The sequence below is a fragment of the Bacteroides sp. A1C1 genome, from assembly GCF_004328515.1.
Classification (GTDB): Bacteria; Bacteroidota; Bacteroidia; order Bacteroidales; family Bacteroidaceae; genus Bacteroides; species Bacteroides uniformis.
In genome coordinates this window covers 2499304-2513377 of record NZ_CP036491.1, presented here as the reverse complement: position 1 = coordinate 2513377, position 14074 = coordinate 2499304, and the positions used below count along the sequence as shown (strand labels likewise).

Genomic DNA, 14074 nt, shown 5'->3' with positions numbered 1-14074 from the left:
CTTCACTATATATTATATCAAGACATCAACTTTATTATTTTCTTCCATGATAAATAAGCTCCTTCGTTTGTGGATCACGTGAGAATTGCATAAAATAATCCCACATCATTTTTGCTGCAGGTTTAAAATTCCAATGTCCATAATCATTGACCGCAACCATCTGAATAAGAGGTACCCCATTTTTACTCAACACACCAGTTTCCATCGAAATACCTTTATTCGTCCAAATTGTTTCACGATTCTCAAGAGTAATACCAAAAATAGTGTCCTTACTAAAATCTGGACGTTCTGTAACCGACATACCATTCATAATCTGATATATTTGCCATGCAGCAAAAAAAGCATTCTTCTGCCAATTATCTTTATTTATAAATGGTACTACAGTATCACTGGTTCCTGTTGCAGAAAAATAGGGCATTTCTACTGCACCACTCTTTTGGATCGCTTCACCCAACAAAGATTGCCGATCACAATCAAACCGGTAACTTCCAGGCAATATACCTGCCGAAAAGCCACCTACCGCAGCAAACAGATATGATTTTCGTATTCCTAATCCTGTAGAAGTGGCAGATCCAGCAGACAAACCTTCTGTGTAGACACGTGAAGCATCAAGCTGAGGATAAGTCTTCAACAAATAATATACAACCTGTTCAATACCATCCATACCCATCCGGGCATAATCTTTACTACCCTGCCATTCAAGTTCCACAACTACAAAATTTTCTTTTGCGCAGAGTTCAATGAAACCAGAGGTCTCAGCTTGTGTACGCGGATCATTCTCATTGCCATGCAGCAAGAGCAATAAAGGTACAGTTCCTCTAGGCGCTTTCAATGTTGCTTCAGGATGAAATTCATACCACAAAAAAGTTCCAGTACCCAGCAAATTCGTTTCCATAACCCGCCGAGTTATCCCCCACTCTTCAGGCATGATATATGGTTCAAGCTCATAAGTTCCATACTTTTCAGGAGTACCTCCCATATACCATGTATGTTTATAATTATTAAAACGATAGTTTTTAGACAACACTTGAACCCAAGCTTCCAAAAAAGTCTCTTTCAACGATGCACTTGTATCGCTCGATGAAACTACTTGCAACAGTTCTTCATCTGTATTGACATAGAATGTTAGGTTGCCCTTTACTGCAGTCTTAACAGCCTTATTAAGTTTTACATAAGAGTTGGTCACCTGTTTACTTCTAGCACCAGCAACGAATGTCGGTACAGGACAATCATCTAGTTCATACTTGCCAGGATTACCGCCAATAGTAACTATACCAGCCACAGCCTCAGCGTTCCGTGCTATGGCCTTGTTCACAAAAGTTGCTCCTTGTCCAATACCTATAACTTTTAGATTATTAACAACACGCATACCTTTAAAAAAAGTTTGGAAAGCCGACAAATCTTTTTCCATATCATAAGTATTACCCAAAGGATTCATAACACATACCGATGCAGAAAATTTATGTAGAATACTATCCATCCCCATCTCCTTAATCAAGGATTCAGCTTGAGTTACGTCACAACGTTTATCCGGATATATAAGGAAAAAAGGAGAAAAGCCCGCAAAACGGCCATCAACCTGCGTACAAGTATCACGATACATATATGCTTCTTGCTCTACTTTGGGGAGACGATCCAATATAATTGCATGATGCGAGTCAATACTTTTCCTTTTAATGACAATGTTTCTGACATCATAAACAATCTTGCAAAAACCGTCAGATATGCTACGAGTTGTAGAGGGTTGCGGAATTGCAAAATTATTGTATGGTCTGGCTCCATTTTGTTCTCCATCAGCCAACCGGCGGGACATTTTTTTCATAGTCTGAATATAGCTTAGAGACAGATAATTCTTTAAATATGGATAATGTCCACACCATATTCTACTGATACTTCCATCCGTCATCAGTTTCTCCATACGACAACAAGATTGATAAAAAGTTTCTATTGGAGACATTGGTACACATTGCAACCATACCTCTCCTGAGCCGAAAGCATCACCCGAATAACAATCTCCTTGTTCACGGTCAAGAAGAACAATAGAACCCGGTGTATGTCCTGCCATCAGCATAACTTCCAGTTTACGTCCTCCCAAATCAAATACTTGTCCTTCCTCCATATAACGTACCTTACCAGTATAGTTCACTGTTCGTTCCTTGATAAGTATACTATCGTTACGATGCATCCAAACCTCGTCGAAATAGCCGATACACCCAGCATGATCCGGATGTGCGTGAGTGATAATGACATCATAAGGTTTATTAGTGATACTCTCTACAATCTTATCCAAATCAGCGCAACGAGTACCCGCATCAATCAATGCAGCTTTATCATTACCCTCCAACAAATACATAGTAGTAAAATCCCATGTTTCAAACACCCATGTTTTATCTTTCAGCTTAGATACAGTCACCTCATCATTCTTGAAAACAACTTGTGACCATGTTCCCACAAAAGAAAATAGAACAACTATAAATAATAAACCTTTCTTCATAATCATATATTTAAGAATCTCTTGACACAGATAATACATTATAAACTACATAATCAACTTTCATATAAACTAGAGACAGCCTCCCCCCAGCAAAAAGAGAGAGGCTATATCATCAATCCACATCAATATCCCGGGTTTTGAACAATATTAGGATTTACCTCAATCTCATTTTCCGGATATGGCAGTAATTCATCACGATTAGGTGTCCAACCTGCCAATTCTCTTTCATTCTCTGTATAAGATACAGAAGTATCATACTGAGCATTATATATACCTTTAGCAGTAGTCAAATCATTTCCTTCTTTAGGAACTATAAGGAAGTTTGGCAATTTCTTACCTTTATCAGCCAACACAATAGGTGCATCTCCCCAACGTATCAAGTCTTGGAAACGCACTGCTTCCATAGCAAGTTCTAACCGACGTTCCAGCTTTAAGTCATCCATCGTAACATTTGACTTAGAAGGCAATTGAGCTCTTGTACGTACTTTATTCAGATAAATATCGGCATCAGGATCGTTTGTTTGAATACAGCATTCTGCCATCATCAGCAAGACATCAGCATAGCGAATAACCGGTGTACAGCTCTGATTACCGCACCAATATGACACATTTTCGTCATCTAAGCTTGCCAACCATTTCAAACGGAAATAGCCCTCATTGCCATATCTATTTGCTGTAGAATTTATACCAATGTTCATTCCTACAACTTGTTCAAAGGTACGAATCCAGCTACTTACACGATACCCATCCACTCCTTCTTCTGCTACATAAGCCTCATACAACGATTTAGTAGGATTGAAATAACTATAGCCACTGGTTGCATTAAATCTAAAATGAGAGGACGATTCCGGACCTGCTATAAACCCATAACCAAACGCCCAGTTAGCCAAAATACCATACCAGCCACCTTGTGCATACATATTAGCAGTATCATAATGACGGGTACACTCCAATACATATTCCTTACTTCCATTTCCTGCTGTATGATAGAAAATATTGATATCGTCTTCCAAATCATACTTACCAGAACCAATAACATCCTTGAACAGACTTTTAGCATCAGTAAATTTTTGTTGGTATAAGTAAGACTTGCCCAATAATGTCTTGGCTGCTTCCAAAGTAGCACGGGTACATCCATCCTTATCATCCACACTAGTTTTCGAAGTAAGCACACCGGAATTAATAGCTTCCGTCAAATCTGTTTCAATAAACTCCCACAATTTTTCACGTGTAGAATTAGACACTTTATATTCTTCCGAATTCTTCAACACCCTATCTACCAAAGGAGGATTACCCCAAAGAGTAGTCAGTTCAAAATAGCAAAGCGCACGATAGAACTTAGCTTCAGCAATATTGCGAGCTTTAATGACACTGTCCTCTGAATTGAATTTTTCTATCACCAGGTTACATAAATAGATCGTAGTATACAGATCCTTATAATAAGTCTCTATCCAGCCATTAGTAGGCATGGCTGCACTTTCAAATATTTCCTGTGCATAAGTCTGGTCTGATCGTGAACCTCCTGTATTAAAATCATCTGCCAAAAGATTCTTCACGAAAAAGCCGTTGGCATATTGCGAAGCTCCTCTATGACCTCCGGAGAAAGCCGTACGCCACGAACGATAAACGGCAGCAATAGCCTCTTCACAATCCTGGTCAGTTTTATAAAAAGCCTCTTCATTTGTCACACCTTGCTGTGGAATGTCCAATAAGTCAACGTCGCAAGATGTAAACGAGATCACACCTGCCATTAATCCCAATAATATTTCTCTTTTCATAAGTTTATTAATATTCAAAAGGTTATATATTAAAATGTTACCGATAATCCAAATACTACCTTTTTTGTTGTCGGATAGTTACCATAGTCTACCCCCATACCACTTGTGGTAGTAGAAGACACTTCAGGATCGAGTCCAGGATATTTGGTAAACAAGAAAAAGTTATCCAAAGATGCATAGACACGTAAGTTGTCTATCATGATTTTCTTTGTCCATTGTTTTGGGAAGGTATATCCCAACTGAATTTGCTTGATACGGAAATAAGAGCCATCGAAAACATAAGCATCAGACAAACCGTATTTATCCGCATTCGTCAGTTGCGGACGAGCATATTTGGCAGAAAGATTTTGTGGCGTCCAACGCTGATCGTACATCTCTTTCAACGAATACAGAATCCGGTTATAGCTGTAGGACATAAACACATCATTACCTACCGAACCATTACCAAATACCGACAAGTCAAAGTTTTTGTAGCTGGCTGTCAACGTAAGACCATAAGTAAAATCCGGCATTGGTTTGCCAATCATAGCCTTGTCATTGGCATTGATAGAACCATTACCATCATTATCTCTGAATACGGGATCACCGTTTTCATTCAAATGGTCTACTTGATAACCACGGAAATACCATACCGGAAAACCTTCCTCAAAAGCAGAGAATGAACCATTGGAAGCCATTGTAGTACTTCCTTCAATACGTCCACCACTAACGTGTGGATCAAGGTAAGTAACTTCATTCTTCAACGTAGCGATGTTTCCTGAAACCGAATAGCTAAAATCTCCAATATTATCGCGCCAAGAAGCTTCCAGCTCAAAACCTTCATTTACTACATTACCAGCATTCATAGGAGCAGCAGAATTTCCTGCCTCATACGGAATAATAATGTTAGATACAATCAAATCTTTCGTTTTCTTCTTATACCAATCCATACTCAAAGAAAAGCGGTCCTTGAAAGCGCGAAGGTCAAGACCAATATTCAATTGCTCAGAAGTTTCCCACTTCAAATCAGGATTATAAAGTTGGGAAGGCTGAGCAGATGTCATATAATTTATTTTACTATTGCTGAAAGGATACCCAGCTGCATTCGTAATCAAGGCATTAGAATATTTATACCCACTCAGATTACTTGTACTACCATTCTGTCCCCAACTGCTCCTCACTTTCAGAAATGTAATAGGAGTGTGATTGTTCTCTGCAAAAAAGTCTTCATTGGATATAGTCCATCCCACCGAAGCAGAAGGAAAGTATCCCCAGCGATTCGTCGGAGGCAATACAGAAGCATCAGCAGCGTCAGCACGCATGGCAAACTGAGCCATGTAGCGGTTCTTATAGTCATAACCCACACGACCAAAGTAAGACAGTTTGCGGTAAATATAATTATGTCCACCGGTACTTTTTACCGCATCGCCGGCCGGCCAGTCCACATCCGCATACAAAAGGTTATCTTTGGCTATCTTGTCTACACCAGCAGACACATAAATCTGGTCAGACTGCGAATAAGACATACCCAACATGGCAGAGATATTATGTGTATCCAACAAGGTGGTATTATAGTTGACAAAGTTCTCCCATTGGTAATAAGTAGTAGATAAGCTGGTGCGAGTTACGCCGTTTCTGTCTTTATTTGAAGCTGAGGCAGAACCATAATACAAATTGTTGTGAGTGTAAGTATTATCCGTGGCAATACGATAACCCAAACGAGTGGTGAACACTAAATCCTTAATCGGAGTAAAATTGGCATATAGGGTACCCATCAGGCTGTTGCCCGTATTCTTCTTGTCGTTCATACGGATAGCCACCATCGGATGTACTTGTTCCATTGTGCCCAAACAGCTGTAATAATCACCATTGGCATTCTGTAAAAGTGTAAAACCATTAGCTATCTGTGCTTGCATCTGTGTGGGCAAAGCGTCAGCCGGATAAGTATCAGCAATGTAAGGAGCCAAGGTCATAACAGTAGCTATCATACTTACATAAGAAGTTCCACCACTACCATCACTGATGGCTTTGCTCGTATAATTGGCATAATTGGCAGTAGTACCCACTTTCAGCCAAGGCTTGATCTTGTAGTCAGCATTCAGCATGACAGAAAGGCGCTTGTAGGTATCACGGTCCTCACGAATGATACCATTATCATACAAATTATTAAGTGACAAGAAATATGAGCCTTTGTCATTGGCACCTTGAAAGGTGACTGTATGACGGGAAGCAGGAGAAGCATTAAATGCCACATCATACCAATCTGTTGACGACACTCCATCCCATACACCATTGCTTATCAACTCTCGAATATTAACGTCAGTAAAAGTAGGGTCAGCTTCCTTCATCTGTGTAAGGTACTCCTGAGAATTCAACAATTCAGGACGACGTGCTAGGCTGTTGATAGAATACTGGAAATCGTAAGAGATACTACTAGTACCCTGACTTCCACTTTTGGTCGTAATCAATACAACACCATTACCAGCCTGGGCACCATAGATGGCTGCCGAAGCGGCATCCTTCAATACCTCCATACTCTTGATATTATTAGGGTCGATAGAGCTTAAATCGTTGACGATAAGTCCATCCACTACATACAAGGGGTCAGATGTTCCATTGGAAGAGAAACCACGGATACGGATAGTAGGTGATGAACCCGGCTGAGAAGTAGTAGACACCAGCTGTACCCCGGCCGTCTTGCCTTGTAAGGCTTCTTCGGCACGGGTTATAGAACGATTCTGGATATCCTCGGACTTCACCTGCGAGATGGCACCCGTCACTGAACTTTTCTTCTGTACACCATATCCCACTACAACTACTTCGTCCAATGCCTGAGCGTCTTCTTTTAAGATGATGTTCATTACTCCCGCTACGGCTTTCCGTTCAAGAGCGACATAGCCGATATAAGAATACACAAGGGTAGCCCCTTGCTTCACATTCAGAGTATAGTTACCATCAATGTCGGTAATACAACCGTTGGCAGTACCTTTCTCAACGATACTCACGCCAATCATCGGTTCGTTCAGGTCATCAGTAACTCTACCATTCACCTTCACCGTCTGAGCTTGTACCAGACTGAAAGGGAGACAAATCAATAGGAAGAGTGTCATAGCCGCAAATCTCTCCCGAGCTGTTTGTTTCAGATTTTGTTTCATTTGATTAAATATTAGATTTATGTTAATAATAAAAAGGGCTCTTAAAAAAATGTCAGAATCCACGCACCGGAAAGGTCATCACCACCTCAAGCAGTTCCTTGTCATGATTGTACTTCATGCCACAATCATTATCGAAAATCATCGTTGCTCCCTTATCAGCTGTATAAGGTTCCCACTCGGGCAAACCTTCAGTATTGGGATTCCCCGTACGGGCAAAGTTCAGCCACGCACTGCTCATCTTGTCCGCCAGCACTTGTGCCGCCTTTCCGCCTCCGGTCATCGAAGCATGGCGCACGACATTGTTGAACACAAAAGGAATCTCCATACAATGCGTGCTGCGGAGTATTCCGTCCATCACGGGCGATTCCCAAGCAAACATATACATATAGACCGGTGCACCTTGCTGTGCCGACTTCAGTTTGGCCTGCTCCACTGCGCCGGGGCGGAAAATGAAGTCCACATCCACCAGGTCCTTGGGCTGATAACCGGGGTAGGCCTGCTCAAAAGCTTTCAGAAAATCATCCGTACGTTCACCATATTTCTTTTTAATCTGCTCCACAACCTGCTCCTTCGTCATGCTCCGCAAAGGCGGGAAGTAAGTGCTTGCGGTAAACTCGTGCAGGGTAGTGCCTATCATCACCGGAATGTCCTTGCTTTGCACCGGAGCCTGAGGGTCGAAAGGCTGTGCTGGCAGCACATCGCCATCTACCGTGGGAGCCCAGCCAAAGATAAAAGAAGCCACTCCTTCTTTATCAGCCTCTACACGCATTTTGGCAACGGCCTTTTCGCCTGCGGCAAGCAATTTGTCGTAAGGTACTTTCTGTAATTCATCTATCTGCGAAGCATTCAGTCCCAGCTCCTCCATAACCGCACTGCCAATGCGACGAGAATACTTTTGCTCCATCGTACGAAGCATAGATCCGCTTTGTACAATGGCTTTATGGAACAAGCCTCTCGCCGACGGTGTGGCAAGCAACGTAGAGACCTTGCCTCCCCCACCGGACTGACCGAAAATGGTAACATTCCGGGCATCTCCGCCAAAAGATTCTATATTCTTATTCACCCATTGCAGTGCCGCCACCAAGTCAAGCAGTCCGGCATTGCCCGATTTTGCATATTTATCGCCATAGGCGGAAAGGTCGAGAAAACCCAGGACGTTGAGACGATGATTCAGCGTCACAACCACTGCATCCCCTTTCTTTGCCAGATTTGTTCCGTCATACGAGGGAAGCTCCTGACCACTGCCGGCGGAATAACCTCCACCATGCAGCCACACCATGACGGGGCGTTTCTTCCCGTCTTTCAGTCCCGGTGTCCAGATATTCACCCGCAGACAATTCTCGTCAGGATAACCGTCATCCCAGTTGAAGGCAAACGCCTGTTCGTCGCTGTACCATCCCATGCGCTTGCCTTGCGGACAAGTAGGGCCATAGGCACGGCTGCTGCGGACGCCTTCCCATTTATCAGCGGCCACGGGCGGCATAAAACGTTCGGCTTTGGCATATGGGATACCTTTATATATATAGATACCATTTTCCACATATCCGGCTACTTTTCCTGATTCGGTCTCGGCAATGGCGGTTGCCGAAGAAGCCGTAATCTCCCCCTCCTGCCCACAAGCAGATGCTTTCTCTATTTTAGCTGTCCCTCCGCACGAGGAAAGTAGGATGGCGGTGAATGCTAACACTGACAAGAATTGCTTTTTCATATTATGTATTAGTTTTATGTTTTTATGATTGCAATATTAGCACATTCTCCCCAGAAGGATTTTCTACGTTATCCAAACGGCTTTCCCCGATGTTCAAAACAGCTTTCTCCAATGTTCAAATGTTTGCAGATTTGTTCAAAACATGCTCTCCGGCAGTCTCTCTCTCAATTTTTATGAGTATTTTCGCATCGTAATGCAGAGATTCGTTGAACAAAACAAATGGATGACATGCCAATGCTTTTAGTCTACACTATATATTATGAAATACATTAAATACCTACTTCTATTGTGTTTAATCACCGCATGCAACCCGTCGGACACAAAGACCGCACCGGAAGGCAGCATCGAAAGCCCGGTCATCACCAATGACCTCTCCAACCAGAAGGTCACCGCCTTTGCCGAAGATGCACAAGGACACATTTGGATAGGAACTTCACGAGGGGTGAACAAATATAATGTACATGAATATCATCAGTATTACTGTACGGATGACTCACTGGATATACCCGATAATCAAATCAACGACCTCTTCCGCGATTCACAAGGCCGGTTGTGGGTAGTCACCGTAAATGGAACCAGCCTATACACGGACAAAGATAATTTCCAAAATATCCCACTGGACTTCCCCAACAAGAACGGCATCCAGATACTTGAAAACAAAGACGGAAAGATTTTTCTGAACATGATGCACAACCTTGCCGTATATAATCCGCAAACACATAAATTTGACGTACCCATCAAGATATTCGACCCGAACTATACCTTCAACAACCGCTGCTTCATAGACCAGAGCAACAAACTGTGGGCAGTGACCCCGCTGTCTCTGCGCCGCTACAACTCCTCCACACTGGCACTGGAAGACTCCATTCCAATGCAGGGCTTTTCTCCCACCTACTTCTTCATGCAGGCTAACGGAATCCTATGGCTGGCGGGAAACCGCCAGATAACATTGTTCGACACACATACGCACAAGTTCAAGGAAACACCCCAAGCCCTCCGGAGCCATCCGCTGCTGCATGCCAACGTCAATTACATCCACCCTTACGGCAGCAACAGCTTGTTGCTGAATACCGACCAACAAGGAATGTTTCTCTACAACTACGTGGAAGGATACGTGATACATCAGAGCGAAAACGGTTTTCCCTTCGAAGTGCCTCACTTCAAGATAAGCACCATGTTTACCGACTCACAGAAAAACCTATGGATAGGCTCTGTAGACCAAGGGTATGTCGTGCGCTATAACTACAAAGAACGTTTCAACACCAACAACCATCTCAGTTCATACCTGAACCGGAAGTCAGTGCTGTCCGTGGCAGTGGACAAGGAGCGAAATCTCTGGATGGCCACCATGATAGACGGGCTGTACGTTTACAACATGGACAGCCACGCAGTGAAAGAAGTGGACTCGGCTGGACTTCCGGGAAAAAGCGCTACCGACAAACCGGACATCACACGCGTATTCGTAGATGATGAGGGCTACATCTGGCTGGCGGCCCTCTATGCGAGCAAGGTGATGAAATGCAGCTATAAAAACGGCATATTGAAGACAGAGGCTATTCATGACATCTTCCTACCACTGTCGTTTGCACAAGATAGCCGTGGAACAATTTGGGTGGGTACACACAGCCCCAAACTTTACGCCAAAAAGCGTGAAGAAAAAGAATTTGTCCAAACAAAAGTATTTTCCTGGACGGGAACCTTCATACCCGGACTCCTTCCACTCAACAACGGAAAGATGTGGGCCACTGCCTTCATGACCCCAGTCATGCAAATCAATCCCGACAATTGGGAAAGCGCTGAAGTACCATTCGAGAACACCGACTGGCAAGCTTGTATCCAACGTTCAGTATTCATCCCTACCGACATCTTCGAAGACAGTCGTGGAGATGTATGGATTGGAACCGTCAGCAACGGACTGCTGCACTATTCTGCCGCCACCGGAAAAATCGAGACCATAGAGGGTACACCCTGCCGGGACATCTCTTGCATTGAGGAAGATGCACAAGGCAATATATGGGCAGGCACACAATACGGGCTGGGCAAATATGACCGCACCGTAGGGAAATTTACCAACTACTATGCCGCCGACGGCATAGGCGGCAATCAGTTTTACGACCGTTCTTCATGCCGCCTGCCCGACGGGACACTGGTTTTTGGCGGTACGCACGGGCTGACTTTCTTCAACCCTATGGACGTAAGTACCAAACGGGAAATTCCACTGCTCTTCGAGGATTTGAAGATACACAACCGGTTGGCACGCCCACAAGACAGCAAAAGTGTAGACAAGCACCTTTCCTACCGACCGGACATCTGCCTGGACCACAATCAGAATGGTTTCAGCATCTCCTTTGCCGCACTGGACTACTGCGAATACGAACGCGTACATTATTATTACAAGATGGACGGTTTCGACAAATATTGGATTGATGCCCGCAACAACCGCGAGGCCTACTATGCCAATCTGCCTGCCGGTACCTACACCTTCAAAGTTAAAATAACCAATAACGACAAGAGCATTGTAGAAAGGGAAAATTCCATACGCGTCATCGTAAAGCCCGCCCCTTGGCAAACATGGTGGGCATGGTGCACCTATCTGCTCATTGCCGCCGCCATCATCGGTATCTTCATCCGTGCCTGGCTACGCATTAAGCAGGAAAAAGAAACCGCCCGACGCGCCAAACTGGAGAAGGACCAGGAACAACGTGTGAATCGTATGAACATGAGTTTCTTTGCCAACATCTCGCACGAGTTCCGCACCCCACTCACCATGATTTCGGGTCCGGTGACACAACTTTGCGAAAGCCCCAAGATAGAGGGAGAGAACAAGCAGCTACTCTACATTGTACAACGCAGTGTGGGGCGCATGCTCCGTCTGGTGAACCAGCTGATGGACTTCAACAAGCTGGAGAATGACACCCTAAAACTGCGGGTGAAACGGACCGACATCATCTCGCAACTGCAACGTTTTGTAGACATTTTCCGCATCAACGCCAACGAGAAAGGCATCGCACTGAACACTTATGGCCTGGAGGATACTTTCCTCATGTGGCTGGACGTGGACAAGCTGGACAAGATTGTAGGAAACCTACTTTCAAACGCCTTGAAGTTCACTCCGAACGGCGGAAAAGTGGAACTGTGCTTCGACGTCATTACCCGCGAAGAGGCTGCACGCCTCTTTACGCTGACGGACAAAGACATCGACACACAGTACGTCAAAGTTGCCGTGGCAGACAGTGGCCACGGAATCCCCGAGGAACAGTTGGAGAAAGTATTCGAACGCTATTACCAACTGGACAATCAATCCAAAGGTACCTATAACTGGGGAACCGGTATCGGTCTGTACTATGCCCGTAGCCTGGCGCTGCTGCATCATGGCTATCTGAAAGCCGGCAACCGTACCGAAGGAAACGGAGCCGTCTTCACCCTACTGCTACCGGTGAATGATCTCTCTTATACCCCCGAAGAATGCACTCTCCCCGAAGAGGAACAGAACAAGGCATTTCCGATACAAACGGAAGAACAATATCAACTGGAAAATACAGAGAGCATCCGGCAGCAAAAGCAAACTCTTCTGGTAGTAGACGACGATACGGAAGTGGCTCACTACCTGAAAGCCCTGCTTTCTCCCATCTACAAAATCGTCTGCCGCTTCGATGCCGACAGCGCCTTCAAAGCCATGAACGAAGAAGCGCCCGACCTCGTACTGAGTGATGTAGTGATGCCCGGAAGAAACGGTTACGACCTCTGTCGCCAGATAAAAGAGGACTTGCAACTATGCCACATCCCCGTGATACTGGTAACGGCCAAAGCTACTGTAGAGAATCAGGTGGAAGGTCTGAATACCGGTGCAGATGCCTACGTGACGAAACCTTTCGAGCCCAACTACCTGCTGGCGCTTATCAAATCCCAACTGAAAAACCGCGAGAAAGTGCGCAGCCTCCTGAGCCAGTCCACCCAAACGGATAAGATTGAGGGAAATGTGCTTTCGCCGCAGGACAACACTTTCATGACCGAGCTTTACCACCTGATGGAGAACGAACTCTCCAATCCGGAGCTGGACGTGGCGCGCATGACCGAGCTACTGAAAATCTCCCGTACCAAGTTCTATTATAAGGTAAAGGGGCTGACGGGTGAGAACCCCAGCGTATTCTTCAAGACCTACAAGCTGAACCGTGCCGCCGAATTGCTCAAAGAAGGAAAATACACTATTTCAGAGATAGCGGACATGACGGGATTCAGTACGCTGTCCCATTTCTCGACAAGCTTCAAGAAACAGTTCGGTGTGAGTCCGAGCGAATACAGCAAGTAAAAAGCCGGTCGGTTCAAATTTATTCATTACATTTGTACCATTCTTAAAAAACCTTTTTATCCATGGCACACCGACTGAACACCAACAAACAGTTTATGATAGGCAACGGCATCCTTGCTTTCGCCGTGATTTTTGTAGTTGTCATCTTTGTCTACATGAGCATGAGGCTGCAACAACGGAAAGAAGGAGAACGCAAATTCATCGAGACATACACCATCACACTGACGAAAGGATTTGCCGGAGATTCCACTTCCATATTCATCAACGACAGCCTGCTAGTGAACCGCACCATTGCAGAAGAACCTTTCACCATCGAAGTGAAACGCTTTGCCGAGCAAAACGCACTCATGATTGTAAACAATGCAACTGAAAAGCTTTCCTTATTTGAGCTAAGCGAAAAAGGAGGAGAATACCGGTTCGAGAAGGAAGGGGAAGAGGTAAAGCAGTTGGCAAAAAATTAGGGATAAAAAGTTTGAGGCATTTTGCTCTCATATTTCGGAGTCGACAAGCTGTTTCCTGGCTTACCAACAGCCACTGCAAAGACACCACATAACTTTTGCAGTGGCACTGCAAAGACATTACACAACTCCTGCAGTGACACTGCAGCGATACTGCATACCTTTTGCAGCGTTACTGCAAAACAGTTGCAGT

At 44.4% G+C, this 14074-nt stretch carries 6 protein-coding genes; 2 read left to right on the top strand and 4 right to left on the bottom strand.

Translation table 11 applies throughout. From position 1 onward, the window contains the following. Nucleotides 1–34: 34 nt before the first annotated feature. The 4 genes from EYA81_RS19600 to EYA81_RS10045 form a co-directional block, all read right to left on the bottom strand. Nucleotides 35–2494 carry an MBL fold metallo-hydrolase gene (locus EYA81_RS19600; RefSeq protein WP_230373588.1) on the bottom strand — a complete coding sequence of 820 codons (2460 nt, stop codon included), beginning with the start codon at nucleotides 2492–2494 and terminating at the stop codon, nucleotides 35–37. A gap of 122 nt (nucleotides 2495–2616) precedes the next feature. Continuing rightward, complete coding sequence (locus EYA81_RS10055; protein WP_117878269.1) at nucleotides 2617–4272, bottom strand: RagB/SusD family nutrient uptake outer membrane protein; 1656 nt, start codon at nucleotides 4270–4272, stop codon at nucleotides 2617–2619. A gap of 29 nt (nucleotides 4273–4301) precedes the next feature. Further along, a complete protein-coding gene (locus EYA81_RS10050) occupies nucleotides 4302–7406 on the bottom strand; it encodes a TonB-dependent receptor (protein ID WP_117878271.1) in 3105 nt (1034 codons plus the stop codon). A 52-nt stretch (nucleotides 7407–7458) separates the two neighbouring features. Next, nucleotides 7459–9114 (bottom strand): carboxylesterase/lipase family protein, encoded by a 1656-nt coding sequence (locus EYA81_RS10045; protein WP_117878273.1) that lies wholly within the window; start codon nucleotides 9112–9114, stop codon nucleotides 7459–7461. A gap of 259 nt (nucleotides 9115–9373) precedes the next feature. On the opposite strand from EYA81_RS10045, the gene EYA81_RS10040 reads away from it, so the two are divergent. Next, complete coding sequence (locus tag EYA81_RS10040; protein ID WP_131225699.1) at nucleotides 9374–13423, top strand: two-component regulator propeller domain-containing protein; 4050 nt, start codon at nucleotides 9374–9376, stop codon at nucleotides 13421–13423. 62 nt (nucleotides 13424–13485) lie between these two features. Beyond that, entirely contained in the window at nucleotides 13486–13884 is a 399-nt protein-coding gene (locus EYA81_RS10035; RefSeq protein ID WP_117599793.1) for a hypothetical protein, read from the top strand. Nucleotides 13885–14074: the final 190 nt, after the last annotated feature.

Excerpts from the sequence above, each read along its gene's own strand:
- EYA81_RS19600 (WP_230373588.1), bottom strand. The coding sequence starts at position 2,494 with ATGAAGAAAGGTTTATTATTTATAGTTGTTCTATTTTCTTTTGTGGGA.
- EYA81_RS10055 (WP_117878269.1), bottom strand. The coding sequence starts at position 4,272 with ATGAAAAGAGAAATATTATTGGGATTAATGGCAGGTGTGATCTCGTTT.
- EYA81_RS10050 (WP_117878271.1), bottom strand. The coding sequence starts at position 7,406 with ATGAAACAAAATCTGAAACAAACAGCTCGGGAGAGATTTGCGGCTATG.
- EYA81_RS10045 (WP_117878273.1), bottom strand. The coding sequence starts at position 9,114 with ATGAAAAAGCAATTCTTGTCAGTGTTAGCATTCACCGCCATCCTACTT.
- EYA81_RS10040 (WP_131225699.1), top strand. The coding sequence starts at position 9,374 with ATGAAATACATTAAATACCTACTTCTATTGTGTTTAATCACCGCATGC.
- EYA81_RS10035 (WP_117599793.1), top strand. The coding sequence starts at position 13,486 with ATGGCACACCGACTGAACACCAACAAACAGTTTATGATAGGCAACGGC.